Source organism: Cytobacillus oceanisediminis (assembly GCF_007830235.1).
Lineage (GTDB): Bacteria > Bacillota > Bacilli > Bacillales > Cytobacillaceae > Cytobacillus > Cytobacillus oceanisediminis.
Map to the genome: position 1 here is coordinate 74,924 of NZ_VLKI01000012.1, position 25,296 is coordinate 100,219.

Annotated in this window: 28 protein-coding genes; 10 read left to right on the forward strand and 18 right to left on the reverse strand. The window is 42.1% G+C overall.

Features of this window, described 5'->3' with window-relative positions; translation table 11 throughout:
• Positions 1 to 37 precede the first annotated feature (37 nt).
• Positions 38 to 1,729, forward strand: a complete 1,692-nt coding sequence (locus IQ19_RS18045) for a glutamine--tRNA ligase/YqeY domain fusion protein (protein WP_144543820.1) — start codon at positions 38 to 40, stop codon at positions 1,727 to 1,729.
• Between the two features lie 258 nt (positions 1,730 to 1,987).
• Here IQ19_RS18045 and IQ19_RS18050 read toward each other — a convergent pair whose 3' ends face one another.
• Entirely contained in the window at positions 1,988 to 2,272 is a 285-nt protein-coding gene (locus IQ19_RS18050; protein WP_144543822.1) for a DNA-binding protein, read from the reverse strand.
• 136 nt (positions 2,273 to 2,408) lie between these two features.
• On the opposite strand from IQ19_RS18050, the gene IQ19_RS18055 reads away from it, so the two are divergent.
• Complete coding sequence (locus tag IQ19_RS18055) at positions 2,409 to 2,759, forward strand: ASCH domain-containing protein (RefSeq protein ID WP_144543824.1); 351 nt, start codon at positions 2,409 to 2,411, stop codon at positions 2,757 to 2,759.
• 9 nt (positions 2,760 to 2,768) lie between these two features.
• On the forward strand, positions 2,769 to 3,209 hold the full coding sequence (locus IQ19_RS18060) for a hypothetical protein (RefSeq protein WP_144543826.1): 441 nt from the start codon (positions 2,769 to 2,771) through the stop codon (positions 3,207 to 3,209).
• Positions 3,210 to 3,755: 546 nt separating this feature from the next.
• Here the strand turns inward: IQ19_RS18060 and IQ19_RS18065 are convergent.
• Entirely contained in the window at positions 3,756 to 4,493 is a 738-nt protein-coding gene (locus tag IQ19_RS18065) for a glycerophosphodiester phosphodiesterase (RefSeq protein WP_144543828.1), read from the reverse strand.
• Between the two features lie 211 nt (positions 4,494 to 4,704).
• Here IQ19_RS18065 and IQ19_RS18070 point away from each other — a divergent pair, with 211 nt between their 5' ends.
• The 4 genes from IQ19_RS18070 to IQ19_RS18085 all read left to right on the forward strand — a co-directional run bounded on the left by IQ19_RS18070 (position 4,705) and on the right by IQ19_RS18085 (position 9,256).
• Positions 4,705 to 6,177 carry a TerD family protein gene (locus IQ19_RS18070; protein ID WP_144543829.1) on the forward strand — a complete coding sequence of 491 codons (1,473 nt, stop codon included), beginning with the start codon at positions 4,705 to 4,707 and terminating at the stop codon, positions 6,175 to 6,177.
• A gap of 286 nt (positions 6,178 to 6,463) precedes the next feature.
• Positions 6,464 to 7,282: an MBL fold metallo-hydrolase gene (locus tag IQ19_RS18075; protein ID WP_199749497.1), complete on the forward strand. Its 819-nt coding sequence runs from the start codon at positions 6,464 to 6,466 to the stop codon at positions 7,280 to 7,282.
• A 113-nt stretch (positions 7,283 to 7,395) separates the two neighbouring features.
• Positions 7,396 to 7,740, forward strand: a complete 345-nt coding sequence (locus tag IQ19_RS18080; protein ID WP_144543833.1) for a hypothetical protein — start codon at positions 7,396 to 7,398, stop codon at positions 7,738 to 7,740.
• A 553-nt stretch (positions 7,741 to 8,293) separates the two neighbouring features.
• Positions 8,294 to 9,256 carry a D-2-hydroxyacid dehydrogenase gene (locus IQ19_RS18085; protein WP_144543836.1) on the forward strand — a complete coding sequence of 321 codons (963 nt, stop codon included), beginning with the start codon at positions 8,294 to 8,296 and terminating at the stop codon, positions 9,254 to 9,256.
• Positions 9,257 to 9,487: 231 nt separating this feature from the next.
• On the opposite strand, the gene IQ19_RS18090 is transcribed toward IQ19_RS18085, so the two are convergent.
• A complete protein-coding gene (locus IQ19_RS18090; RefSeq protein WP_144543838.1) occupies positions 9,488 to 10,165 on the reverse strand; it encodes a DUF421 domain-containing protein in 678 nt (225 codons plus the stop codon).
• A 117-nt stretch (positions 10,166 to 10,282) separates the two neighbouring features.
• Positions 10,283 to 11,206: a DMT family transporter gene (locus tag IQ19_RS18095; RefSeq protein ID WP_242021039.1), complete on the reverse strand. Its 924-nt coding sequence runs from the start codon at positions 11,204 to 11,206 to the stop codon at positions 10,283 to 10,285.
• Positions 11,207 to 11,369: 163 nt separating this feature from the next.
• On the opposite strand from IQ19_RS18095, the gene IQ19_RS18100 reads away from it, so the two are divergent.
• Together IQ19_RS18100 and rpiA are read left to right on the forward strand one after the other, a co-directional pair.
• Positions 11,370 to 11,939: a CBO0543 family protein gene (locus tag IQ19_RS18100; RefSeq protein WP_144543842.1), complete on the forward strand. Its 570-nt coding sequence runs from the start codon at positions 11,370 to 11,372 to the stop codon at positions 11,937 to 11,939.
• 62 nt (positions 11,940 to 12,001) lie between these two features.
• Entirely contained in the window at positions 12,002 to 12,691 is a 690-nt protein-coding gene (rpiA, locus tag IQ19_RS18105; protein ID WP_144543844.1) for a ribose-5-phosphate isomerase RpiA, read from the forward strand.
• A 34-nt stretch (positions 12,692 to 12,725) separates the two neighbouring features.
• On the opposite strand, the gene IQ19_RS18110 is transcribed toward rpiA, so the two are convergent.
• From IQ19_RS18110 to IQ19_RS18160, 12 genes are all read right to left on the reverse strand, one after another.
• Complete coding sequence (locus IQ19_RS18110) at positions 12,726 to 13,007, reverse strand: cupin domain-containing protein (RefSeq protein ID WP_144543846.1); 282 nt, start codon at positions 13,005 to 13,007, stop codon at positions 12,726 to 12,728.
• A 53-nt stretch (positions 13,008 to 13,060) separates the two neighbouring features.
• A complete protein-coding gene (locus IQ19_RS18115; protein ID WP_199749496.1) occupies positions 13,061 to 14,350 on the reverse strand; it encodes a TRAP transporter large permease in 1,290 nt (429 codons plus the stop codon).
• Positions 14,347 to 14,823, reverse strand: coding sequence for a TRAP transporter small permease (locus IQ19_RS18120; RefSeq protein WP_144543847.1), 477 nt, complete (start codon positions 14,821 to 14,823; stop codon positions 14,347 to 14,349). Before IQ19_RS18120 ends, IQ19_RS18115 begins: the two co-directional genes overlap by 4 nt.
• 78 nt (positions 14,824 to 14,901) lie before the next feature.
• Positions 14,902 to 15,930, reverse strand: a complete 1,029-nt coding sequence (locus tag IQ19_RS18125) for a TRAP transporter substrate-binding protein (RefSeq protein ID WP_144543848.1) — start codon at positions 15,928 to 15,930, stop codon at positions 14,902 to 14,904.
• A 38-nt stretch (positions 15,931 to 15,968) separates the two neighbouring features.
• Positions 15,969 to 16,598, reverse strand: coding sequence for a bifunctional 4-hydroxy-2-oxoglutarate aldolase/2-dehydro-3-deoxy-phosphogluconate aldolase (locus tag IQ19_RS18130; protein ID WP_144543851.1), 630 nt, complete (start codon positions 16,596 to 16,598; stop codon positions 15,969 to 15,971).
• A gap of 25 nt (positions 16,599 to 16,623) precedes the next feature.
• Positions 16,624 to 17,181 (reverse strand): 6-phospho-3-hexuloisomerase, encoded by a 558-nt coding sequence (hxlB, locus tag IQ19_RS18135; RefSeq protein ID WP_144543852.1) that lies wholly within the window; start codon positions 17,179 to 17,181, stop codon positions 16,624 to 16,626.
• Positions 17,178 to 17,801, reverse strand: coding sequence for a 3-hexulose-6-phosphate synthase (gene hxlA, locus IQ19_RS18140; protein WP_144543854.1), 624 nt, complete (start codon positions 17,799 to 17,801; stop codon positions 17,178 to 17,180). Before hxlA ends, hxlB begins: the two co-directional genes overlap by 4 nt.
• Positions 17,802 to 17,810: 9 nt before the next feature.
• Positions 17,811 to 18,764, reverse strand: a complete 954-nt coding sequence (locus IQ19_RS18145) for a sugar kinase (protein WP_144543856.1) — start codon at positions 18,762 to 18,764, stop codon at positions 17,811 to 17,813.
• A 24-nt stretch (positions 18,765 to 18,788) separates the two neighbouring features.
• Positions 18,789 to 19,790 carry a LacI family DNA-binding transcriptional regulator gene (locus tag IQ19_RS18150; RefSeq protein WP_144543857.1) on the reverse strand — a complete coding sequence of 334 codons (1,002 nt, stop codon included), beginning with the start codon at positions 19,788 to 19,790 and terminating at the stop codon, positions 18,789 to 18,791.
• 183 nt (positions 19,791 to 19,973) lie between these two features.
• Positions 19,974 to 20,144, reverse strand: coding sequence for a hypothetical protein (locus IQ19_RS27820; RefSeq protein WP_158638853.1), 171 nt, complete (start codon positions 20,142 to 20,144; stop codon positions 19,974 to 19,976).
• Between the two features lie 216 nt (positions 20,145 to 20,360).
• Positions 20,361 to 20,921 carry an FAD-dependent oxidoreductase gene (locus IQ19_RS18155; protein WP_144543858.1) on the reverse strand — a complete coding sequence of 187 codons (561 nt, stop codon included), beginning with the start codon at positions 20,919 to 20,921 and terminating at the stop codon, positions 20,361 to 20,363.
• A 92-nt stretch (positions 20,922 to 21,013) separates the two neighbouring features.
• The gene (locus IQ19_RS18160) at positions 21,014 to 21,244 is read right to left on the reverse strand and encodes an excisionase family DNA-binding protein (protein ID WP_144543860.1); all 231 of its coding nucleotides are present in this window, start codon (positions 21,242 to 21,244) and stop codon (positions 21,014 to 21,016) included.
• A 224-nt stretch (positions 21,245 to 21,468) separates the two neighbouring features.
• Here IQ19_RS18160 and IQ19_RS18165 point away from each other — a divergent pair, with 224 nt between their 5' ends.
• Positions 21,469 to 23,127, forward strand: a complete 1,659-nt coding sequence (locus IQ19_RS18165) for a PAS domain-containing sensor histidine kinase (protein WP_144543862.1) — start codon at positions 21,469 to 21,471, stop codon at positions 23,125 to 23,127.
• Between the two features lie 249 nt (positions 23,128 to 23,376).
• On the opposite strand, the gene IQ19_RS18170 is transcribed toward IQ19_RS18165, so the two are convergent.
• Together IQ19_RS18170 and IQ19_RS18175 are read right to left on the reverse strand one after the other, a co-directional pair.
• Entirely contained in the window at positions 23,377 to 24,552 is a 1,176-nt protein-coding gene (locus tag IQ19_RS18170) for a toxic anion resistance protein (protein ID WP_144543863.1), read from the reverse strand.
• Entirely contained in the window at positions 24,549 to 25,205 is a 657-nt protein-coding gene (locus IQ19_RS18175) for a 5-bromo-4-chloroindolyl phosphate hydrolysis family protein (RefSeq protein ID WP_144543864.1), read from the reverse strand. Before IQ19_RS18175 ends, IQ19_RS18170 begins: the two co-directional genes overlap by 4 nt.
• Positions 25,206 to 25,296 lie beyond the last annotated feature (91 nt).

Genomic DNA, 25,296 nt, shown 5'->3' on the forward strand with positions numbered 1-25,296 from the left:
AAGTACTAACTACATAAACAGAAAGGCTGATACCGGTTTGGAACAAAATTCAAATTTTATTCGAACGATTATTAAAGAGGATCTGGAGTCGGGGAAGCATAAAGAAATCATTACCCGTTTCCCTCCAGAGCCGAACGGCTACCTTCATATCGGACATGCCAAATCGATTGTCATCAACTTCGGCCTGGCGGATGATTTTAACGGCAAAACGAATCTGCGTTTTGATGATACGAACCCGTTAAAGGAAGATCAGGAATACGTTGACGCAATTAAAGAGGATGTTAAATGGCTTGGCTATGAATGGGAGGAGCTTCGCTATGCATCCAACTACTTCGAAGAAATGTACAATCGCGCTGTTCTTTTAATCAAAAAGGGCCAAGCATATGTGGACGACTTGAGCCAGGAGGAAATCCGCCAATACCGCGGAACGCTGACAGAGCCTGGTAAGGAAAGCCCATACCGCAGCCGTTTGGTTGAGGAGAATCTTGACTTATTTGATCGTATGCGAAAAGGCGAATTCGAAAACGGCGAGAAGGTTCTTAGAGCGAAGATCGATATGTCCTCACCGAATCTGAACATGCGTGATCCTGTTATTTACCGTGTGTCACATGCAACTCACCATAACACAGGCGATACATGGTGCATCTACCCGATGTATGCTTTTGCCCATCCGATTGAGGATGCGATTGAAGGTGTAACCCACTCCTTATGTACGACTGAGTTTGAAGATCAGCGTCCGCTTTATAACTGGGTTGTCGCAGAGTGCGAAATGGAAAACACTCCACAGCAAATCGAATTCGGCCGCCTGAACATTACAAATACCGTTATGAGTAAAAGAAAGCTGAAGCAGCTTGTGGACGAGAAATACGTTGATGGCTGGGATGACCCGCGCATGCCGACGATTTCCGGTTTAAGACGCAAAGGATACACACCGGAAGCAATCCGCGAGTTTGTAAAAGAGACAGGCGTTTCGAAAGGATCCGGCGTTGTAGACGAAGCGATGCTTGAGCATTTCGTCCGCGAAGATCTTAAGCTGAAGGCACCTCGTACAATGGGTGTTCTTCGTCCTTTAAAGGTTGTTATTACAAACTATCCTGAGGATCAAACCGAAATGCTTGATGCCGAAATCAATCCGGAGAATCCGGAAATGGGATCACGCCAAATCCCGTTTTCCAGAGAAATCTATATTGAGCAGGACGACTTCATGGAAGATCCGCCGAAGAAATACTTCCGCCTCTTCCCTGGCAACGAGGTCCGCTTAAAGCATGCTTACTTTATCAAATGCAATGATGTCATTAAGGATGCGGACGGCAATGTCGTTGAGCTCCATTGTACGTATGACCCTGAAACGAAGAGCGGAACAGGTTTTACTGGCCGAAAAGTCAAAGGAACGCTTCACTGGGTGGATGCCAAGAGCGCCATTCCGGCTGAATTCCGTTTATACGAGCCATTGATCCTTGACGAGGATGCTGATAAAAACGCAGAAGCAGATACAGATGACACAGCTGAAAACGAAGCCGAAGGAAAGACATTCCTCGACTACGTGAATCCGAACTCGCTTGAAATCGCCCAAGGCTTCATTGAGCCAAACATGAGTGAGGTCAAGGCGCAGGATAAATTCCAATTCTTCCGCCACGGCTACTTCAACGTCGATCCAAAACATACAACACCGGAAAAGCCAGTATTCAACCGAATTGTGTCGCTGAAGAGCTCTTTTAAATTGAAATAATAAGAAAAGCTTGAGGAGATGTTTCCTCAAGCTTTTTTGCTTATAAAAGCAGCTTCATCCTCTGAAACGGAAACATTGATTGCATACCACACCATGCCTGTATCCTGATCAATGACCGGACAACCGTTACTATTTCTTTCGTATGCGCAATCGGCCTTATCCCATTTTTAAGAACTGAAATTCGAATTTCCGATTTAGGGTCCAACGAATCCAAAACCTGCTTAAGCGCCTAAACTTTCATTCTCTTTCCTTTTCCATTTATTTTTTATAAAAATGATGGGATGATAGCCAGCCTTTTATATGCTGATACTGAAAATATGCAGTTCCTTCCAGTTCAATTTTGGGTGCACCCGGATACTTTGCAAGCAGCTCAACTGTTTCTTCCCGGCTTAATCCTAAATGGTAATACAGTTCCGTTTCTTTAATCAGCACAGGGTAGTCCGATACACTGGCTTTTGGATTTTTGAAATTTTTCAATCCATCTCCTATAAAATAGCCTAAAGCGGCAAGCCCCACGCCGATCCAAAATAAGTTTATATCCATTTTACCCCATTCCCCCTCCCTTCTTTATACGATTTATACCGCTTTTGGTTTCAGACTTTTTTCCGCTAAACTACCTTCCCGCTTAAAAATATGGTAATGTTTTAAAGTAAGCATTTACATAAGGAGGAATTACATAATGTCAAACCAGAATGATCCAAATACATTACCGCCAAAAACATGTTCAGTCGACCGTATGGTTACTGTTAAAGAGGATGTTGAGAAAGTATTAGCAGGAAAGAAAACAGCTACACGCCGCAACGGCAGATATGCCGATGTCGGGGAAATCATGACGCTTGAAGGTCAGGACTTTGTCGTTGAAAACGTATATTCCCAGTCACTTGGAGAATTAACGGACGAACACGCCCGCCAGGAAGGCTTTGAAAGCTTGGAGGACTATAAACAATCCATCCTTTCTATGCACCCGGGAATGCCCTGGCTGCCGCAAATGCGTGTATGGGTTCATGAATTCAGCCCTGTGAAGAAGTAATCTTCCAGGATGGAAATTCTGTACCGAGTGCAGCTATATATCCATGTCAGCAGTGCCATTCTATCTGTTGGACCGTTCTTCGTCCTGATTCCGATCGTCAATAAACTGGAATCAGCACAGCCCGGAGTCCAGCAGGCATATATAGGCATCTTCAGGACATCCGTACGCCTCGTCAAGCATGCAGGACATGTGCTTGTCGGCTCGGGTGTCCTTCTTATCGTAAACAGCCACTGGGCATGGACGACATCCTGGATCGTCGCAACCCTGATGGTAATGGGGGGATCTGTCTTTTTTCTCGCACGGGCCTTTACGCCTGTCCTGAAAAAATTTGATGACCCCGGAGCAGACCAGCAATTTCTAGTGAAAAAACTCACCCGCTCTGTCTGGATCTACCTATTCCTATTAATGCTCATGCTTTGGTTCATGGTGGCCAAGCCTGTGCTTTGGTAGGAGATCTATGAAACAAGCGCAGAATGATTGCGCTTGTTTTTTTGTTTAGTTTAGAATTTAGCAGATGGGCAGTGCACAGTATATTGTTAGAATCTGCTGACGTACGTATGTTTTTTAAAAGAAATTCTTCCTGCCGCTGGGTTGCTTGCAAAATCCGGCAGCCTGCAACCGGCCAGGACACCTGCAAATTCCACAGCCGAGGGGATGCCAGTATAGTTTCACGGATATATTCTTGATTTCGCGGTTATATCGAAACTTTCGCGGATAAAATGGATTTTTCGCGGTTAAATGTTTTTCCAAGCCGAAAATTGGTTTTTGGCAGCCCTTAAAAACAGTAAACCATAGCAATAAGATCCCTGAAATAATTAATTCTTTGGCTCTGTTAAATTTGCCTGTTGATTTCCGCTGCAGGCACTCCCTTTCCGCGGGCGGTCCGGGAGCCTCCTCGTCGCTTTGCTCCTGCGGGGTCTCCCTTTGATCCGCACTCCCGCAGGAGTCTCGTGCCTTCCGCTCCAATCAACAGGGTGCAAAAAACAACAATAAGCTTTAACCGAGCCAATTCTTCAAAAATCTCCCCGGAAAATCGGTCATAATTACTTCCACTCCGGCTTTAGTCAAAAAATCACTTCGCGTTTCATCATTTACGGTATAAACCCGCAATGGAAAGCCGGCTTCCTTTGCTTCTCTGCCCAATTCAGACAGAGCAAAGGCTTCTTCACAATGAATGCTGTTCACTCCGATTCTTTTCGCAACCACCAGGGTATCTTCCGGCACACCGGTAATCAGGTAGCCAGTTTGCAAGGTTGGATGCAGCTTGCGAACTCTTCTCATGCTCTCCTCATTAAAAGATGATAGAATCACCCTTTCCTCCATTCCATAGCGCTGGACCAGTTCAATAACTTTTTCCTCCAGCCCCGGATATTCAATCAGGTCATTTTTCAATTCAACATTGATCAGCAATTCATTACCATCCCTGACAGCCCATTGAAAAACCGTATCAAGTTCCGGGATGGTTTCACCGGCGTTAGCAGCAGCGAACCAGCCCCCTGCATCAAGCTGCACAATTTCAGCATAGGTCATGTCCTTTATATAGCCTGAGCCATTTGTGGTCCGATCCACCGTTTCATCATGAATGACAACCAGCTTCCCGTCCTTTGCCATCTGCACATCCAGTTCAATGCCGGCAGCTCCGGCTTCCAATGCAGCCTGGAAAGCCGCCATCGTATTTTCAGGATAATGTCCGCTCATACCCCGATGGGCAAAAATCTTTACTTCCTTTTTCAATTCAGTTCCTCCTCTTTCATAACCGCCTTTCTATTTCTAGTATTATTCTATGTCTCCATCACAAATCCATTTTTTCAGCCGGCATAAAGCCCCGTAAGTTTCACTTCGCCGCCAATTCCCTTATAATGAAAACTATGAAACTTCTAACTGCTTAAGACGTATAACACTATAACTATACATATTTGCCAATTATCAAGAAGGAGTGAAATCTGTGGGAGTTCGATTAAGCAAGGGACAAAAAGTGGATTTAACAAAGATTAATCCCGGTTTGCAGGTTGTTGTGGCAGGGTTGGGCTGGGATGTCAGCCACAATCAAGCCCAATATGACCTGGATGCTTCAGCATTTTTAACAGATGCGTCCGGAAAAGTCCAAAGTGATAGTGACTTTGTATTCTATAATAATCCTTCAGGCGGGAATGGATCGATCCTATACAGCAGCGATAACCGGACTGGGGCTGGGGCCGGGGATGATGAACAAATCCGGATTGAATTAAATAAGGTGCCGCAGCATATTCACCGTATTGCTTTTACCATTACCATCCATGACGCCCAGTCAAAAGGCCAGAACTTTGGACAAGTATCCAATGCTTATGTAAGAATCTTTAATGCTCTTACAAATGAAGAACTGCTGCGCTTCGATCTTGGCCGCGATTTTACCGTTGAAACAGCCATCGTGACGGCAGAGCTGTACCGCCATAATGGCGAGTGGAAATTCAATGCAATCGCAAGCGGATTCCAGGGCGGGTTAGCTGCTCTTTGTCGTAACTTTGGCGTTTCCGTTGACGATGAGCCCGCGCCTAGCCCGCAGCCGGCATACAGCCAACACCAATACCAGCAGACGAGCAACTTTGGACAGCCTTCTCAAGGATATAGCTCTCCTCAGAGCCAGCCAAGTCCATCGTACAGCCAGCCTGCACAGACAGGATTCAATCAGCCTGCCTATAGCCAGCCTTCTTACAATCAAACAGCCTATAATAGCCCTGCATCTCAGCCATCATCATTCGGCAGCCAAACCGGATTCGGGCAGCCAGTGCAAGCCCAACCCTATTCAGATGGAAACATCGCCTGCACACGGTGCGGATCTACTAACATCCGAACGGGACAAAAAGGGTTCGGACTCGGAAAAGCGGCTATCGGCGGGCTTATTCTCGGACCGGTCGGCCTTCTTGGCGGCTTTATTGGAAAAAACCAGCTTAAACTCACCTGCAATGCCTGCGGAAATTCCTGGTCTCCCAATCAAACAGACTATGTCCAATGGGCCAATGACCAGAAACGAAAAGCACAGGAATTGTTTACACGCTTCAAGAGCCAGGATGTCATGGATGCCGTTGTCGCCTCATGCGCACTTGTCGGGATGGCTGATGGCAGACTTGATCCTTCTGAACGTGAAAAAATGATTGAATTTGTTAACAGCAGCCAGGAATTAAAAGTATTTGATACACAAAAAGTCATTCAGCAATTCAATATGTTTGTGCAGCGAATTGAAATGGATCCGATTATCGGCCGGGCAGAAGCCTTTAAAGCTGTTGGCCGGGTTAGAAACAAGCCAGAAATTGCCCGCCTTGTAGCCCGCTATTGCATCGCGATCGGCTACGCGGATGGCCAATTTGATCAAAATGAAAAACAAGCTGTTACCGAAATCTGCATGGAACTCGGCTTGAATCCACACGAATTCTTATCTTAATATTTGACCTAATGACAGCTCTGCCGGAAATCGGCAGGGCTTTTTTTGAAATTATTCCCTCCTCCTCCTAGATATGCCGCATACAAAGTCCTTATGCGGGTATACTCAAAAAGAAAAAGTGAAAGGTGCCTTTACCAGCCTAAGCCAAAACAGGAATCACACTTCTTCTGTCCTTAAACAGGCTGCTGAAGCTGGACAATCCTCTGACTTGAATAAAAACGACCTATACTTAAAGCTATTAAGGGAGGTAATATCCTTGAAAGAAAGCTCATCAACCGAACGTTATATGCCTATGACTTCCTCCACGAGCGGAATGATTGTTAATGAGGCAGACGGTGTGTACTGCCTGACAGTGCAGATTGTAAATATTTGTTTTGTACGGGTATCCGAGGAGCCCGGTGATTGGGTACTTGTCGATGCAGGCATGCCAAAGTCAGCTGACAAAATAATAGAAGCTGCCGAGGAGCTATACGGCGAGAATGCAAAACCGCGGGCCATTATATTGACGCACGGCCATTTTGACCATGTTGGCGCCATTATCGATTTGGTCGAGCGCTGGCAGGTTCCTGTATACGCCCATCCGCTGGAGCTGCCATTTTTAACAGGACAACAAGATTACCCTAAACCGGATGCCAGTGTAGAAGGCGGATTGGTTGCCAAAATATCCCCGGCCTTTCCGCATGAAGGCATTGATCTGGGTACCCATGTTCAGTCTCTGCCTGAGGATGAAAGCGTTCCGCATATGGCGGGATGGAAATGGATCCACACACCGGGCCATACACCTGGACATGTTTCATTGTTCAGAGAAGCTGACCGTGTCTTAATTGCGGGCGACGCTTTTGTAACGGTGAAACAGGAATCACTTTACAGCGTGCTGACACAGGAGCAGGAAGTCAGCGGCCCGCCGCGCTATTTAACAACCGATTGGGAAGCAGCCCGCACCTCAGTCCAGAAACTTGAGGCGCTGCAGCCGACTGTTGCAATTACAGGACATGGCGTCCCAATGGCTGCCGGTACATTAAGAGAAAACCTCGCCAAGCTGGTCAATGAATTTGACGAAATCGCCATCCCGGACCACGGAAAATATGTAGACGGCGAACGCTAAAAGCAAGCAAGGTTCACTTTGAAGAGTGGACCTTGCTTTTTTGTGATGTTTAAAAGCATCAAAAAAAGGAAGAGTATAGAAACAGATATTTTAATAGTTCAGGAGGTTAGAGTATGCATCTGGAAAACTTTAAAGACCAGAAAATCCAAATAAAATTCAAAAACTTTCCGAATGACCTGGTAGGTCCTACAACCGGCATTTACCAGCCGGATGAATGGTACCTTGTCAAATTGATCAAAACGGAAAGTATGGGGATCTGGGTTGAAAATCCTTGCTTCAAACGCACAAAAATCCAGGAAGAAGACGGTACAGACATCCCTGAGAAAGAGCAGAAAGAGGAAGATTGTGTGACCCACTTCCTCATCCGCTGGGACTATATCAGCTCTGTCATCACTTTTCCGGATGATAAAACACTCGGTGTTGATAAAAAAGCTAAATTAATAGGTTTCCAGCCTTAATATAGCAGCAGGTCCCCGGTTCCGTGCCGGGGACTTTTTGGTTTGGCCGATAAATTGGACGTTTCGTTGATATAATGATAATTTTCATTGATATACTTAAAATTTCGTTGATATATTTATTTTTTCGTTGATATATGACTGGTTTTCGTTGGTAAAGCTGATTTGCCTACACTTTTTTGGCAGCTGAACCGATTACCTGTCGGTTCAAAATTATTTCTGCTATTTTAATCTGTTTTTACTGCTGTTAGCAGTATAATTCTCTAACAAATTCCTAATTTTCTCGGCAAGACATCTGTCGGCTGACTGCTTTACATCTTTTTGCCGGCCAGTAGTACATCTTCGTTCCCAAGAAAGTTAATGCGCTCAGATACCAGCGTTTGCCCGCTCAAATTGCCAAAAGTTTTCCGATGATTCACAGCCTTTTTTCGCTGGACCATCCTACTTCTTCTCTAATTTCCCTCTTATATTAGAAAACTTCCCAATTACAGCTCCTCCCCTTTTTGCTATGATATATTTACCGACTTTTCTAAAAATAAGTAACGGAGGCTTAACTATGTTAAAAAAAACCTGCATTGTCACGCATGATCTTGAACAATCACAGCTTGAGAAAATAAATGAAATCATCCCAGATTGGGAACTCATCTCAGGTAAAGATCCCGAGATATGGATGGATTACGTAAAGGAAGCAGAAGTAATCGCCGGCTGGAAAAAGGAGATTGGGCAACATATCCTGGAAGAAAACACAAAACTCCGCTGGTTCCAATCCTGGAGCGCCGGAGTCGACTCCCTGCCTCTTGCAAAAATGGAATCCCAGGGCATTCAAATCACAAGCGCAAACGGCGTCCATGCCAATCCGATTTCGGAAACGATTTTTGCCCTTATGCTTGCACTAACCCGAAAAATCCATACATATGTAAAAAATCAGCAATCCAAAAAATGGCATCATTCCGGCATGAAGCTTGAAATTCACAATAAAACCATCGGCATCATCGGTGTGGGTGCCATTGGCAAAGAAACTGCCAAGATCGCCAAAGCTTTTGGCATGAAGGTTCTGGGCGTTCGCCACTCAGGAAAACCCGAAGAATATGCAGATGAAATGTACACATCCAGCCAGCTGAACGATGTGCTTCCGCAATGTGATTATGTTGCCATCACCCTGCCGCTTACAAAAGAAACAAGACAATTATTCGGCGCCGAACAATTCTTACTAATGAAGGATACTGCCTTTTTCATCAATATCGGACGTGGTGAAATTGTCGTGGAAAATGACCTGATTGCTGCACTGCAGGATGGCCAAATTGCCGGTGCAGGCCTTGATGTTTTTGAAAAAGAACCTCTGGGTGAGGACAGCCCGCTTTGGGAGCTTGAAAATGTAATCGTTACTCCTCATACGGCCGGGTCTACAGAGTTCTATAATCAGCGCGTTATCGAGGATATCTTTATTCCCAATTTAAAAAACTATGTAAAAGGAGAAAGACCAGCCATCAACCTGGTCGATTACCGAAAAGGTTATTAACAGAAAAGAGAGGGTGTCCCAAAAGTATAACTTTCGGGCACCCTCTTTTTTTCCTCTATAAAATTGGCCTGTTGATTTCCGCTCCAGGGACTCGCTTTCCGCGGGCGGTCCGGGAGCCTCCTCGGTGCATTCGCACCTGCGGGGTCTCCCGCTGACTCGCTTCTCCCGCAGGAGTCTCGCCCCTTCCGCTCCAATCAACAGGGTGCAAAAACCTTTTGAGACAGCCTCCTTTTATTTTTTATATGTCACTATATAAAACCCTTCCTTCTCTGACCACTCTGCACAGAAAATATCTTTGATATCGTTGTACCCTGCTTTCTTAATCGAGTCCTTTAGCCACTCTCCATCTTTTCCAACCATCTTTAGGCCAGATTCCACAACTTCTCCTTCATCAATCAATAAAATGGAAGGGTCTATGTCTTCAGTATCCATGCCCATCATTTCAGGAGTAACAGGATCTTCCTTTCGATACTTCATTACACTTAAGCCGCCATTTGTCTCAAGATAGGCATATTTTACTTCGTTCATGCTAAATATACCTCTTTGCCGCAGCATTGTCCGCAGCTGCTCCATTTCAAGATGGTTCTTCTGCATTTCCCCCACATTCAGCTTTCCATCCTTAACAATGATGGATTCGCTTCCTTTTAGAATAGATCTGAAAAAGTTCTTCTTTTTGGCGAGGATTTCAATAATATATATAAGGCCACCCCAAAGAACAGCAGAATAGGCAACTTGCAGCGGCGTAACTTTATTATCATAGATCGTTTCCTCTACAATCCCACCCAGAACAACAGCATATAAGAAATCAAATGGGGTAACCTGGGATAATTCTTTTTTTCCCAGAAGACGCGTTACAGCTAACAATGTTACTAATCCCACTACCATTTTGATTGTAATCGATAAATACATGCAAGTTTCCTCCTCTCTCTATAGCCTCTCTATTCCCTTTTTTTAGCCTTGAATACATTTTTCACCCTTCCATTTTTTTGAAAAAGAAAAAGCAAAGGCATTGGCCCTTGCTTTTACTTAAATATGATGGCTATGACGTTTGCGCCTCTGCCTTATTACCAGCTCCTCCAATGCTCCTGAACCAAATAAAACACCCGCGACAATCAGGACAAGTCCCAGCAAATGGTTTACAGTAATCACTTCGCCTAGAATCAGGGCAGAGCCAGCTAAGGAGAAGAAAGTGTTCAGATTCAGAAAAATACTGGCTTCTGCAGGTCCGATTTTACTGATGGCCGTGTTATAAACCATATGTCCAACAGCGGTTGCCAATACCGCAGATGCTGCAAATGCCGCCCACACATATGCTGGTGCTTCGGACATGCCCTTCAGCCCTCCAGGTTCCATGAAGCTCCCAAGGGCAAACAAAATCACTCCGCCAAATATCAGCATATAGCCGGTCAACAGCCGTGGGTCAAGTGTTTTCGAAGCCTTGCTGATCACAATAAAGCTAAGGGCCTGTGACAGGATGGATAAAAACACGTAAAAGTCACCCTGTGATAAGCTGGAGACTCCTTTACCTCCTGAAAGTACGATGAACGTGACACCAGCACCCCCAAGCAGGAATCCAAGCACCTGGATACCTGTAGGCTTATTTCTCAGTATGATAGTAGACAAAATCGCCGTCAGAAGCGGCCCGGCACCTAAAATAAGCCCGCCATTTACTGCACTTGTCTGAGTCAGCCCTATTGCCAAAAGGAGATGATGGCTCACAACGCTGAGAAGGCCTCCGAACATAATAAAGTTCATTTCCCTGAAACTCGGCTTTCTCACTTTTCCCATAGCGCCCAATATGATAAATACGCTTAGACCCGCAGCTAGTATCCGCAGGGAAGTAATCGTAACCGGCGGAAAATAGCTGACAAGAATTTTAATAATGCTAACATTCAATCCCCATGTGGCCATAATGAAAGTGAGAATAAAATAAGTTTGCAGGTTTTTCACAATCGATCCTTCTTTCCAAAAATCAACTATTATAATGCCTTCCATTTTATCACAATTGATATATCTTTGGCCTTTTAAAGCTCCATAGAGATTATATTAGTTTGCATGAAAAAATATCCGGAAGGATAAAATAACCATCAGCGATTGGCAGGGAGGGATATTATTGACACCCAAGCAGGAGAAATTTTTTCAGAAGCTCGTATCATTGCAAGAGGAACTCGCATCTCAGTCAATGGAGTATTGGAATCTGTACTCGCACCTTGGCACCTGGCAGTTTTGGACCGTAACTGTTCTGCTGGTGGGTCCCTTAATCCTTGTTTTTTTAAAAATTGATCGGGAACATATTTTTCAAATCGGCTTTTTCGGATTCGCTGTCCATATTCTATTTGCCTATGTAGATGCAGCTGGAATCCGCTTTGGCCTGTGGGGATACCCTTATCAGCTTTTCCCTTTCATACCCAGTTTTTCTTTGGACGCCGCCATCATCCCTGTAACCATTATGCTCGTTTACCAATGGACTTTAAAAAACAAGAAAAATTATTACCTCTATGCCTTACTAACCGCTCTTGGATTTGGTTTCGGCTTTAAACCATTATTGGTTGCCCATGGCTTATTTGAAAAATATAAGTGGGTCAATTACATTTATATCTTTTTCATTTACATCATTCTGTTCCTGCTGGCATATTGGCTGACCCAGCTCTTTCAGTGGATGCATAAAAAAAGCGAAAAATAAATTTCCAACCTTTGGATACCCCCACCCAATCATTTGTTATAATGGTTAAAAATGGATATGTGATGGTGCTAGATACTAAGACTATACAGAAAAAAACGGCTGGACAAAAAGCAGCCGAATTTGTAAAAAACGGAATGACCATCGGCTTAGGTTCAGGTTCTACTGTTTATTGGATGTTAAAGATGCTTGGTGAGCAGGTGGATCAGGGCCTGAATATTAAAGGAATTCCTTCTTCTTTAAGAACGGAGGGATGGGCGAAGGAATTTAACATTCCACTGACTGATTTTTCCCAGGTGCAGAGACTAGATCTTGCTATTGATGGTGCTGATGAAGTTGACCCTGACTTTAATCTAATAAAAGGCGGAGGAGGATCGCTTCTCCGTGAAAAACTTGTAGATGCCAATTCCGACAGGCTTATCATCATTATAGATGAGTCCAAGATGGTGTATCAATTAGGTAAGTTCCCCCTTCCTGTAGAGGTTGTATCTTTCGGATGGGAAGTAACTGCACAAAGAATTGGAGATCTTGGCGCTATTCCTGAACTAAGAAAAAAAGACGGAGATATTTTTGTTTCAAACAATGGAAACTACATATTAGATTGCAAGTTCAAACAGATTTCGAACCCTAAAGAGCTTCATAATCAGCTTAAAGAGTTATTAGGGGTGGTAGAGACCGGGTTATTTATTGGAATGACAGATTTAGTCATCGTTGGCAGCGGAGAATCAGTAAAGATATATGAAAAAAAACAATGAAAAAAGAGAGGATTTTCCCTCTCCTTTTTCTGCATTAGACTGGAAGCAAGTCCTTCCGAATCGGTGTGAAAACATCCATAATAACACATTCCTCTATTACTTTTACCTGATGTTTTACATTGGAAGGAATGTATTGAATGTCTCCCTTATTCAGGATTCTTTTTTCTCCATTTACTTCAAACTCTACTTTTCCTTTTTCAATATAGCTAATCTGCTCCTCTGGATGCTGGTCAATGTCTCCCAGAAATCCTTGTTCCAATTCCACTTTTACAATCATTAATGAACCATCACTGCTTAATATATCTCTCTTTACCATGATGTCTTCCTTTCCGTATGCGATTTTCACTGCACAGCTTTTATAATCATTTGTTAAAATAAGCCTGGATTAATTAACTTTGGAATATAAAAGGCAATATCCGGGAAAAAGGCCACAAAGAGCAATACAGCTAAGACAATCAATAGATATGGCGTTACAGCCGATAATGATCGTTCAATGCTCAGTTTACCAATTTTAGCTGCCAATAATAAACACAATCCATAAGGCGGAGTAACCAGTCCGATAGCAAGAGTCATTACAACAATAAGACCTAAATGAACAGGGTCGATACCAAATTGAGTAGCAGTCGGCAAAATAACAGGAACGAATAGGATCATTGCTGGAATGGCATCCATAAAAGTTCCTACAAATAGGAAGAACGCTATGATAATCAATATGAATACCCATTTGGCTCCAACATTATTAACAAAGAACTCCTGCGCCATGGTAGACAATTGGTAGTAACTCATAAGCTCCCCCAGCGCGCTTGCAGCAGCAAGGGCAAATAGGGACAATGAACTTAATGCAAGAGTATCCATTAATATTTTTGGTAAATCGGATATCTTTAATGTTTTATAGAAAAACATGCTGATTAAAAGTGTATAAAGGGATGCAACAGCAGCTGCTTCAGTCGCTGTAAAGAATCCGGAGATAATTCCGCCAATGATAATGATTGGTGTAATCAGGGCAGGAACTGTCTCATACACCAGCTTTAAAAACTGCTGGACAGTTGCTCTATCAGCCCTTGGATAGCCTTTTTTCAAAGCCATAATATAGACGAAAAGCATCATGCCTACACCCACTAAAACACCTGGGACAATTCCGCCCAGGAATAAAGCGCCAACAGAGGCATTTGTTAAACCGGCAAAGATAATCATTGGGATACTTGGCGGAATAATAACACCTATTGTTGAGGATGCAGCCGTAACTCCCACTGCTGTTTCTGTGTCATAGCCTTGCTTTTTCATGTTGGGAATCAAGATTTTCCCTACCCCAGCTGTATCTGCCTGGGCAGCACCTGATACACCTGCAAAGATCATAGAAACCAGTATATTGGCGTGTGCCAACCCGCCTCGAATATGCCCTACAACAGCAAGGGAAAGGTCGATTAGCTTTTGTGATATTTTTCCGCTGTTCATCAAGTTAGCTGCCAGGATAAACAGGGGAACGGCAAGCAAAACAAAGGAATCAATGCCATTTAGCATTTTCATAGGAACAGTTACTTCTGGAATATAAGGAACACTAAATATTCCAAGAAGAGCTACAATACCTATTACAAAAGCAATCGGAACCCCTATGAGCATTAGAATCAGGAATAATCCTACTAGAATAATGCCAATCATATGTTAGCCTCCCTTCCCTTTAGTTGTTTAAAGTTATTAATCAGGTGGTTTACAGAATAGATGGACATTGTAAGCCCCATGATCGGAATGGAAATCCAGACATAACCCATTTTCATAGCAGGAAGTGAGGCCCAATTATAATTCCAGAAGTTCTGCACAGCCTGGATTCCATAATAAAATAAAGCCAGAGCAAACAATAATACAATAAAATCAATAACGATTAAAAGACCTGCTTTGGATTTGCCCTGGAGTTTTTGTTCTAAAAAGTCAAAGCTAAAATGTTCTTTTTTATTCACCATAACGGAGGCACCCATAAAGACTGACCAGATGAATGAATAATTAGCTGCTTCCTCTGTCCAAATAACCGGTATTCCCAAGTGCCTTGTGACTATTTGAATAATAATTGCAATAAAAAATATCGATAAGCTTATAACACCGATGCCCATTTGAATCTTCTCAAGAATCTTAATCATGCTTATCGTCTTCCCTCCTATTAAGGATTAAAGGGAAGACCGCATTGACACTCTTCCCTTTAACACATTCGTTTCAGATTATTTAAGATCTTTAATTTTCTTCAGTAATTCTTCTGCACCCATGTCCTTAGCAGCTTTTTCTTGCAATGGTTCAGCCAGTTCAATAAATGGCGTACGATCAATTTCGTTTACTGAAGCACCTTCATCGATGGCTTTTTTCTTATACTCTTCTTCTTGAGCATAAACTGCTTCTCTTTCAGCTTGTACTGATGCTTCCGCTGCTTCTAAAATAATATCCTGCTGTTCTTTTGTATAAGAGTCGAACTTTTTGCCGTTTACTAATAAGAATCTTGTTGTAAAGTCGTGTCCTGTTTCAGTAATGTACTTTCCATTGTCTGTTTTATGATGATTTTGCTGGATAAAGTATGGATAGGAGTTTTCAGATGAATCTACAACATTTTGCTGCAATGCCTGGTATAATTCTCCCCATGCAATAGAAGTTGGGATTGCGCCTGTTTGTTTCCAATAGTCAGCGATTACACCTGAAGTTTGTGTTCTGAATGTCATGCCTTTTAAGTCTTCCATCTTTTCGATTGGCTTTTTGCCATAGTAATGTCTAACACCAGCAGACCAATAGCCAACTAATTTAAAGTCATTATTTGATTTTTCATTAACAAGCTTCGCCATTTCTTCTCCAACTTCTCCATCAACAACTTTTTCCCAATGCTCATAGCTGTCAAATAAATATGGCAGAGCTAATAAATCAATTTCCTTAATGCCTGTTTGAGTCATAAAACCTGGTGATACTAAAACAACATCTGCTGCACCTAACTTAAGCTTTTCAACTAATTCTGATTCTTCTGTACCAATGGTTCCTGCATGTACTTCAACTTCGATATCGCCGTTTGACTTGCTTTCTGCGACTTCTTTAAACTTTAATAATCCTGTTTGATACGGATTATCAGGAGATGTTTGATTATGTGCCGCTACAATTTTTATCTTTTTGGAACCTGCTTCTCCGCCTGCCTCTTCTTTGCTGCTGCAGCCTGCTAAAACAGCTGATAAAGTTAAAAGTAAAACAAAAGAAATTGACAATAACTTTCTCATTTTTAATTTCCCCCTTGTTTTTTCATTAGAATATTTCATTATCTTTTAGCCTGTTCTGTATATTCAAGCGCTTTCTTTGTGAGCTTTAGGTAATCCTCATCGCTTTTTATGTTTTTAGGATTTACCAGGCTGCTTCCAACCCCAATCGCTAAAGCACCACCTCCAATATACTCTTTAATATTGTTTGCATTAATTCCGCCAGTCACCATCAGTGGGATATGCGGGAACGGACCATGAATATTCTTTATGTATCCTGGACCAAAGGCATTAGCAGGAAAGACTTTTATCATATCAGCACCATTCTCATAAGCTGTTAAAATTTCTGTAGGAGTTAAAGCTCCAGGGATGCTTGCTATTCCGTACCGCTTAGCCATTTTAATTGTTTCGGTATTAAGCGATGGAGAAACGATAAATTGGCTGCCTGCCATTATGGCTGATCTGGCTGTTTCAGGATCTAAAACAGTTCCTGCCCCTACAAGCACTTTTTCTCCAAGCTCCACTCTTACTTTTTCAATCATCGCCAGAAATCCAGGAGTTTCCGCTGTAACTTCCAATACTTTGACTCCGCCGTCATGAAGAGCATTTGCGATCGGCACTATATTATCTATTTTTGCTTCTCTTATGACAGCAACAATGATTTGCTCTTTAATAAAATCCACTGGTTTCATTTTTTTCACCCGCCCCTTACTGCTTCTATTCCAAATTGGTATGTCTTTTTGTCATTTCTTCATATGCTGAATCTTGGTTCTCTGTTTGCAGTGTTCCAATGATAACGGCATCGAGAACAAGGTGTACTGACTGGTCAAATTGATTGCCGAGCGGCTGGATAGTGCTTGGTTCTTCTGGTCTTCGGTACTTGGTTGCAGCTGGAATGACGAGAATCCCATCACAAATGGAAGCAATTTTGGATTCCCTATTCGTGGAAACCAGGAATACCTTTGCACCAATCTCTTTTGATTTTGCAGCAAATTGCAAGATTGCTCCGGTTGAGCCGGATCCAGAGATAGCTACCAATAAATCATCTTTTTCTATACTAGGCGTTACCGTCTCCCCAATCACATAAACAGGGAATCCTCCATGCATCAGCCGCATAGCGAATGCTTTTCCCATTAAGCCTGAACGTCCTTCTCCATAAACAAAAATCCGTTTTGCTACCCGAAGGTGCCTGGATAGGTGAATGGCTTCTTCTTCACTAATACTTGACAGAACAGCTGAAATTTCATCAGCAACAGTTTTAATGATTGATTTCATTTAGTTAACAGCCCTTTCATTGCGGCGGCAGAATCGCATGGGTTTACAGCTTTTGTGATAGCACTGCCAACTATGATTGTGCTAAGTCCCTTTTCAATTACGCTTGGCAGAGTTTCCAGGTTAATGCCTCCGGCTACAGCCACTTCAAGATTTGAGAGGCCTTGAGTTAAAGAGAAAAGATCCATCCCCAGTTCCCCTTCAGACTGCATATCCTTGCCATAATGCAAACTAACAAGTTCTACTCCAAGGTTTTGCAATTCTATAATCCTGCTGCGTTCCGAAACCCCCAGCAAGTCGATCATAATGCGCTTCCCATACTGCTCTGCTGTCTTAAGAGTATCAGCAATTGTTTTATCTGCAGAAAATGCCATCACCGTTGTAATGTCAGCTCCTGCCTCAAACGCTTGTGCAGCTTCATGCTTGCCTGCATCGCATGTTTTCATATCAGCAACGATCGTTTTGTGAGGATATGATTGCTTGATCTCATGTACAATCGACATACCATATTCTTTAATCACACCAGTGCCAACTTCAATCCAATCCACAAACTTCTCTGTTTCTTTTAAAATCTTAAAACATTCTTCCCTCGTAAGGCGGTCAAGGGCTATTTGAAGATTCATACTCTCACCCTATCTTTCTACGAATTCTCTTTCTCCCAATTGAACGAGAACATCTTCCAGATACGGAAGGCCTTCGTTATCTCCTGAAACACTGACAACCATCGAACCTATGACATTTGCAAATTTCAACGTCTTCTCCAGCGGCCATTGGTTTAAAAGCCCGTAGATAAATCCGGAATCAAACCCATCCCCAGCACCTACTGTATCCACAACTTTATTTGTTTTAACTGCCGGAGCCTCAATGTACTCGCCATCACGGTATCCGATAGAGCCTTTTTCTCCTTGCTTAATGGCGATATGGCTAATGCCGAAAGTTTTGCTTTTTTCTATGATCTCACTTGGATCGCTTGTACCCAGCAGCAGTTCAGCCTCTTCTTCTCCAGTTAAGAAAATATCAACAAATGGAAGAAACTCTCTTAACACTCTTCTCGCTTCTTCCTTGCTCCAAAGTTTCAGCCTGATATTTGGATCAAATGAAACAAGAACGCCATGCTTCTTAGCTAAAGAAATCGCATGTTTTATAAGATCAATGTTTTTCTCTTTATCTACTGCAGGAAATACCCCTGTTATATGAAGAACTTTTGAATGTTTAATATAATCTTCATCAAGTGAATCAACTGTTAATGTCTCAGTTGGAGAGTTGGTTCTGTAATAAAAGGTTCTGACGCTCCCATCGCCCATAATCTCTTTGAAATTTAGAGAAGTCGGATACCCGTCTACAAGTTCTAGCTGTGAGACGTCAATTCCCTCTCCCCGTACTGTATTAAAAATATGTCTGCCAAATTCATCATTCCCAAGACGGCTAATCCAGCCTGTCTTTAAACCTAAACGGGAGCAGCCAATGGCAACATTCAATTCCGCCCCGCCGATTTTTCGTTCAAAGGTCGAAACAAATCTCATTGGACCTGTTGTAGAGGGATTGAAGGTAATCATGGCATCCCCGATTGTAATAACATCATTCATGGCTTAACATCCTTTTCGATTCTTTTAACATGATTCTCTTATAATAAGTTTTGGCTCAAACCGATAAACCAGTCTCTCCTCTGGTATTGCTCTTTTTTGTATTTTATTTAACAAGTGTTCAGCAGCTTTATTTCCTATCTCAAATGCCGGCTGTGCCACTATAGTCAGGCCTGGTTCGTAAAAACTCGCAAAAGAGACATCATCAATGCCAATAATAGCCAGATCTGCCGGTATGCTTAAATTTTTTTCCTTTACATATTTAAGGATCTCTATTAGAGTAAGATCATTTCCTGCAAGAATGGCTTCCGGGGGATTTTCGAGGGATAGCATTTCCCTTAGCCCATCTTTAATCTTGCTGACTTCCAGGCTCTTAATATACTCTTCCTTAATTGGTATGCCGTTTAACTGCAATGTTTTTTTATATCCGTTTAGGCGTTCCATCCTTGGTGTTACATTTCTGATTACATTGGTGATAACACCGATTTGCTTGTAACCTTTATTAATTAAATGCTGTACGCCCAGGCCCGCCGCTTTTTCGTTATCAAGTAACATAGAGGGGATATTTACACCAGGAACTGTCCGGTCAACGAACACTATTGGGTATTTTTCCTTTAACATGTCATTATAAAGGTCTTTATTATCACCAGTTGGAAGCAGGATAATCCCGTCTACCTGTTTAGCACGAAGCATTTCAATATATTTCTTCTCTTTTATGGGATCATCATCAGCGTTACAGACAATAGTATGAAAATCAGATTCATGGCACATATCCTCAATTGCTCTAATTACCTGGGTCGAGAAAGAGTGGAGAATATTTGCCACAATCACACCAATAGTTGTTGTTGACTTTTGCTTTAAACTTCTTGCCAAAATATTTGGCCTGTAGCCCAGCTCTTTGATGGCTTCTTCTATTCGTTTCTTTGTTTCTTCCCCCATATAATCAAACCTTTTATTCAAATATTGGGAGACTGTACTTTTTGATACATTTGCATGCTGAGCAACATCAGCCATAGTAACCGTTTTCATAAACTTTTCTCCGAATCCATTCATTTTTTCCAATTCATCTAAACCGATTTACTAAACCGGTTTACTAAATCGATTTATCGTAATTATAAAAAAACTGAAAGCGCTTTACAAGACTTTTTTTAAAATAAACAAAATATTTTTTCAACACTAACTAAAAAAGACGTTCCATAGGAGAGTCAGCTTTTAGAAAAAACACAATACTAATAACCTAAATATAGTCATATTATTAAAATAGAAAAAGAGCAGTGCCCCTAATATTTGGAAAACACCTGCTCTTTTTGTTATATTGCTTCCTGCATAAATCAGTTCTGGTGCCGTTTTTACTTTATGCGTCTTTTTTGGCTTAGGCTCCATGCATACCTCCCTATAGATTAATAGACTTTACCTATTAAGTTTTATACTTTTTAAAAACTAGTATTAGGGAATAAATACTAGATTCTCATAGGCTATTCATTCTATTCATTGGGTAATTTGTGAAATATAGTAATTTAATAACAGCCAGAAAAATACATATAAAAAGAGGCAATCGCCCTGTAAAGGAATGATTGCCTTCATTTCTATTAATATATATTACTTCATCAAATCGTGATCCACATAACGCTCACCGTTTAGTTCACTAATCACGTTAATCGCTACCTTTGCACCGTCGCCTGCTGTAATGATCGTATGGACACTAACTCCCGCTATTGTTCCAGCTGCCCAAATCCCGTTCATATTTGTTTTGCCGTTAGCATCTACATCTAAGACAGTTTTAATGCGAGGCTCTGTGCCTGGCTTTGTTTTCAGACCTACTTTTTCTGCTACATCTGTCAGAAGTCCAGTCGCAATAATAACATGCTTGGCAGAATACGTTTTATAGCCAGCTATAACCGTATAGCAGCCATCTGCTTTCTCAATGTTCTCAACCGTAGCCTCTACGATTTCCGCGCCAAATTTTTCCGCCTGCTTTTTGCCCGTTTCAACTAGTTCCGGGCCTGTAACTTCTATAACTCCATAATGGTTCTCAATCCAGGCACGCTTTGTAATGCTTTTATCATTATCAAAAACAGCAACTTTCTTCCCGGCTTTTGCAGCAAATAGCGCGGCACTTGCACCAGCAGGACCAGCTCCGACAACTAAAATATCATACACCCTAACTTCCTCCTTTAAAACATTATTTCTTATAGTCTATCTAAACTAATAATAAATGTAAAAAATGTTATCTGAGGAAAAATAACCCACACCTAATCTTCGTCCTTAATATCACGGTCCTCTGGTATAGGCTCATTTAAGATTTCTTCAACAAGCTCTTTATATTTCTCCATCTGCTTCAAATGGGAGTTAAACTGTTCCTTATAAACCAAATACTGCTCCCCGTCATGGATGGCGCGAATCTTTTTTTGCTGAATCAGGCTTTCTACGTATGCTTCCGGATAGGATAAATAATCTGCGGTTTCTTTAATGGTAAGGTACATGTTAATCATTCCTTTTTTATTTTCGGTCTATTATTCTTATCTGCAAATTTACAGGCACTGGAAGACTCTTTCAAAATCATATAAAATAGTACCTGTATATACTATTTTTTGAATCCTAATATCCTTTCTATTATACAGCTATAATGGAGGAATAAAAAAATACTTATTTGACTGAATACCATCCCTCCTTTCAGCCAAATAGAGAACAGGAGGAAGACAAGCTAATGGATAAAAAAAGGCTATTAGGTTTATTTATTTTCATCAGTCTTTTTTGGGTATTCGGAACTAACTACCTTTTAGATTTGCTTGAACCTTCTTCTCTTGCTTATTACCTTAAAAGGGGTAAAGAATTTCTGTATATTTTGGTTACAGGATGGCTGCTCTATTATTTTATGAGCAAAAGAGAAGAGCTCAATGCTTCCAGGGAGGATGAAAAACGTCTTTCCACTTTGATCAATTCCATGGTGGACTTTGTTAATTTCAAGGATGGGGAAGGTCGCTGGATTGAATCCAATGAATTCGGCCTAAAATTATTTAACCTTGAAAATGTAGACTATAAAGGCAAGAAAGACTCGGAGCTTGCTGAACATACTGATTTTTATGCTGACGCACTTCGTTACTGTGAAACATCAGATGAAGAGGCGTGGAAAAACGGGAAAATCACCCGCCTGGAAGAAGTCATCCCCTTGCCTGATGGGACAGAAAAGACCTTTGACACGATCAAGGTTCCACTTTTCCATTCAGACGGAAACCGCAAAGGACTCGTGATTATCGGACGTGATATCACGGAAAGAAAACGAGTGGAACAATTGCTCGAAGAAAGCCGGCAGCAGTACAAATCATTGTTTGAATACAATACAGAAATTGTTTATATGACCGATCTTGATGGAACCATCATGAAGGTGAACCCTCAATTTAAAGCAGTGACAGGCTATAGCCCTGAAGAAACGATCGGAAAGAATATTTATGATATTTCTCCTGATCGTTTTAAAGAGAAAGTCAAAGAAGATTTCACATCCATTCTTGAACATAAAAAGCCAAGAACCTGTGAATTTGAATTTAGGCATAAGAACGGCGGCCAAATAACGTTACAGTGCACTGCCCTGCCAATTATCGTCAACGGGCAAATTGCAGGAATCATCGGCTATGGCAAGGATGTGACAATGCTTCGGCAAGCAGAGGAAAGATTGCGCCGAACTGAAAAGCTTTCCGTTGTAGGCGAGTTGTCTGCAAGTGTTGCCCATGAAATCAGAAATCCGCTGACCTCCTTAAAAGGTTTCGTGCAGCTGATGCAGCTTGAGGATGAAAAACATCAATTCTATTATCAAATCATGCAGGAAGAGCTGGACCGGATTAACCATATTGTCGGCGAGCTGCTGCTGCTGGCTAAGCCGCAGGACATTTGTTTTACGAAAGCAGACATCCAGACCATTCTGTTTAATGTTATTTCACTTCTAAAAACAGAAGCCAGCATGCATAATGTTGAAATTGAATTTCTTCTAAAATCCGATGTATTTATGATTGAATGCGAACCAAACCAGTTAAAACAGCTCTTTATTAATATTATTAAAAATGCCATTGAAGCTTCTAATGAAGGCGGCAAGGTGGTCATTACGCTCCTGTCTGCTGATGAACAGGTGACCATCCTTGTGAAGGACGATGGCTGCGGCATGTCAGAAGAACGGCTAAACCGGATCGGCGAACCTTTCTACTCCTCCAAGGAAAAAGGAACCGGCCTCGGCCTTACTGTCAGCTTCAAAATCGTGCAATCCCATAACGGCTCCATCCATTTCAATAGCGAAAAAGGAAATGGAACCGAGGCAGTTATTAAGCTGCCTGTTAAAAAGCAAGCTCCCGTTGCGGAAGCAGAATTGACGATCTAAACATGAAAAGAGCGATTTCAATCAAACGTTTGATTGAAAATCGCTCTTTTTAATATCTATGAAGTTGAAATGTTGATGACGTTGGCTTTAACAATGCAAATCCAGGGTGTAATCAAAGGGAAATTCCGTTTTATCAACGAAAAAATCAATATATCAACGAAATTGACGATATATCAACGAAAAATTTAATATTTCAACGAAAATCCGTTTTTATCAACGAATCGTAGAAATCTTCCCCTGTCTCAGCCGCTAGCTCCCCTTAATCTCCAGCAGCTTCTGCCTTAAATCGCTTTCCATGTTGGCGAGATCATGCTCAGCCTGGCGGCGTTTGTTCCGGCCTTCTTCCTGGATCCTCAAAGTCTCTTCAAGAGTGGAAATCAGATTCTCCTGCGTTTTCTTTAATGTTTCAATATCAACAATGCCGCGCTCATTTTCACGTGCTGTCTCAATAGTATTCATTTTCAGCATTTCGGCATTTTTCAAAAGAAGATCATTCGTTGTTTTCGAAACTTTCTTCTGAGCCTCTACCGCATGGCGCTGGCGGAGCAGTGTCAGTGCGATCGCCACCTGGTTTTTCCAAAGCGGAATAGCCGTCATGATGGACGACTGGATTTTTTCAACCAATGCCTGGTTCGTGTTCTGAATCAGGCGGATTTGCGGCGCACTTTGAATCGTGATTTCACGGCTTAGCTTCAGGTCATAAAGACGCTTATCCAGACGGTCCGCAAACTGAATCATGTCATTTACTTCCTGGAACTTCATCTGGTCATTTGTTTCCTCTGCCTTCTTCTTAAGCTCCGGAATGGTCTGATCATGAAGCTCTTCAAGCTTCAGCTCACCTGCGGCAATATATACATTTAATGCTTGGAAATACTCTTTATTATTTTCATAGAGTTTATCAAGCATGACTATATCGGAAAGAAGGAGGTTCTTGCTTCGCTCCAGCTTCACGCTAATTCGGTCAATCTGCGCTCCTGTTTTCTGATACTTGGATAGCACTTCCTGCACAGACCCCGATAGTTTCCCAAACATCCGCGCCAAAAAAGAGGCTTTCTCCGGCTTCAGTTCGTCAGGGTTAACATCATTAAATTTCTTCATTAATTCATTAATAATCTCCCCCACTTCGCCGACGTCCTTTTTTTGAACATGCTCCAGCATCGTATGGGAAAAAGATAATAACTTTGACTGGGCTGGCGTTCCATAAGAAATCATTGCCTGATGATTGGCCGGGTCAATTTGCTTGGCCAGCTGATAAGCCTTTTCCCGATTTTCTTCTGGAATGACATCAATCAGCCTTGTCCGCTTTTCCTCCGTGTACGGTGAAGAGGCAAGCTCCTGCTTTTCCCCAAATGGGTCGGCCAACAGGTCATTCATTAAGTTCGCACTGTTTGTTTTTTTTAACAGGGACGGATTTTCTTCAGTCATTTTAATCTCCTGCTTTCATCATGAATTCTCGAATCTTTTATCTTTTCAATAGAATTCTTGGCAACATCAATTTCAAAGTTGAGCTGATCAATATCTTCCGCTATAACCCGATGAAGGTCCTCCTCAACATGATGGGTGAGCGCATCAAGTGTACGGCGCGTTTCCTGAAGAGACAGATCTAACTCGCGCGTCTTTTTCGGCTGAGACGACAGAAAGACATACTTCTCCGCCAGCTCCACTGCGGAGTCCAGATGTGAAAAATAAAATTGTTCCGCCTGGTAAAAGCGCTTCGGTTCCTTTCTTGTCAGCCTATATATTCTTCTCGTCACCCTCATGAATTCCATCCGCTGCTTTAGCGTTGGAAAATGGCGAATCGAAAACATTGCCTTATGCAAACGGGTTAACTTCCGCTTCGCTTCATCAAGGTTTCTCTTTATATATTGGTATTCCCTTCTCGTCAATCCATGCTTTTTCAAAAAACGGTTCCTCTGGATCACTCCGCCCGCCCAATAAGTGAGCAGTCCCGTTCCAACACCAAAAGCACCCGACAGGAGAAAGGTTTGATCAAAGGCAAAATAACTTACCAGCCAAACACTGACAGACAATGGAATAGCCGTCAGCACACGGAATGCAAAACCTACAAAAGAATTCATCTCTATCGACTCCTGACTCATAGTCCTACTTATTTATACGTTACTCGCCAACACAAAGTTTCATCCACAGGAAAAAATACAGCACTATTAA

Coding starts and splice junctions, on each gene's coding strand:
- IQ19_RS18050 (WP_144543822.1), bottom strand. CDS start 2,272: ATGGATATAAACTTATTTTGGATCGGCGTGGGGCTTGCCGCTTTAGGC.
- IQ19_RS18055 (WP_144543824.1), top strand. CDS start 2,409: ATGTCAAACCAGAATGATCCAAATACATTACCGCCAAAAACATGTTCA.
- IQ19_RS18060 (WP_144543826.1), top strand. CDS start 2,769: ATGGAAATTCTGTACCGAGTGCAGCTATATATCCATGTCAGCAGTGCC.
- IQ19_RS18075 (WP_199749497.1), top strand. CDS start 6,464: ATGCCTATGACTTCCTCCACGAGCGGAATGATTGTTAATGAGGCAGAC.
- IQ19_RS18080 (WP_144543833.1), top strand. CDS start 7,396: ATGCATCTGGAAAACTTTAAAGACCAGAAAATCCAAATAAAATTCAAA.
- IQ19_RS18085 (WP_144543836.1), top strand. CDS start 8,294: ATGTTAAAAAAAACCTGCATTGTCACGCATGATCTTGAACAATCACAG.
- IQ19_RS18090 (WP_144543838.1), bottom strand. CDS start 10,165: ATGTATTTATCGATTACAATCAAAATGGTAGTGGGATTAGTAACATTG.
- rpiA (WP_144543844.1), top strand. CDS start 12,002: ATGGTGCTAGATACTAAGACTATACAGAAAAAAACGGCTGGACAAAAA.
- IQ19_RS18110 (WP_144543846.1), bottom strand. CDS start 13,007: ATGGTAAAGAGAGATATATTAAGCAGTGATGGTTCATTAATGATTGTA.
- IQ19_RS18115 (WP_199749496.1), bottom strand. CDS start 14,350: ATGATTGGCATTATTCTAGTAGGATTATTCCTGATTCTAATGCTCATA.
- IQ19_RS18120 (WP_144543847.1), bottom strand. CDS start 14,823: ATGATTAAGATTCTTGAGAAGATTCAAATGGGCATCGGTGTTATAAGC.
- IQ19_RS18125 (WP_144543848.1), bottom strand. CDS start 15,930: ATGAGAAAGTTATTGTCAATTTCTTTTGTTTTACTTTTAACTTTATCA.
- IQ19_RS18130 (WP_144543851.1), bottom strand. CDS start 16,598: ATGAAACCAGTGGATTTTATTAAAGAGCAAATCATTGTTGCTGTCATA.
- hxlB (WP_144543852.1), bottom strand. CDS start 17,181: ATGAAATCAATCATTAAAACTGTTGCTGATGAAATTTCAGCTGTTCTG.
- hxlA (WP_144543854.1), bottom strand. CDS start 17,801: ATGAATCTTCAAATAGCCCTTGACCGCCTTACGAGGGAAGAATGTTTT.
- IQ19_RS18145 (WP_144543856.1), bottom strand. CDS start 18,764: ATGAATGATGTTATTACAATCGGGGATGCCATGATTACCTTCAATCCC.
- IQ19_RS18150 (WP_144543857.1), bottom strand. CDS start 19,790: ATGAAAACGGTTACTATGGCTGATGTTGCTCAGCATGCAAATGTATCA.
- IQ19_RS27820 (WP_158638853.1), bottom strand. CDS start 20,144: ATGGAGCCTAAGCCAAAAAAGACGCATAAAGTAAAAACGGCACCAGAA.
- IQ19_RS18160 (WP_144543860.1), bottom strand. CDS start 21,244: ATGTACCTTACCATTAAAGAAACCGCAGATTATTTATCCTATCCGGAA.
- IQ19_RS18165 (WP_144543862.1), top strand. CDS start 21,469: ATGGATAAAAAAAGGCTATTAGGTTTATTTATTTTCATCAGTCTTTTT.
- IQ19_RS18170 (WP_144543863.1), bottom strand. CDS start 24,552: ATGACTGAAGAAAATCCGTCCCTGTTAAAAAAAACAAACAGTGCGAAC.
- IQ19_RS18175 (WP_144543864.1), bottom strand. CDS start 25,205: ATGAATTCTTTTGTAGGTTTTGCATTCCGTGTGCTGACGGCTATTCCA.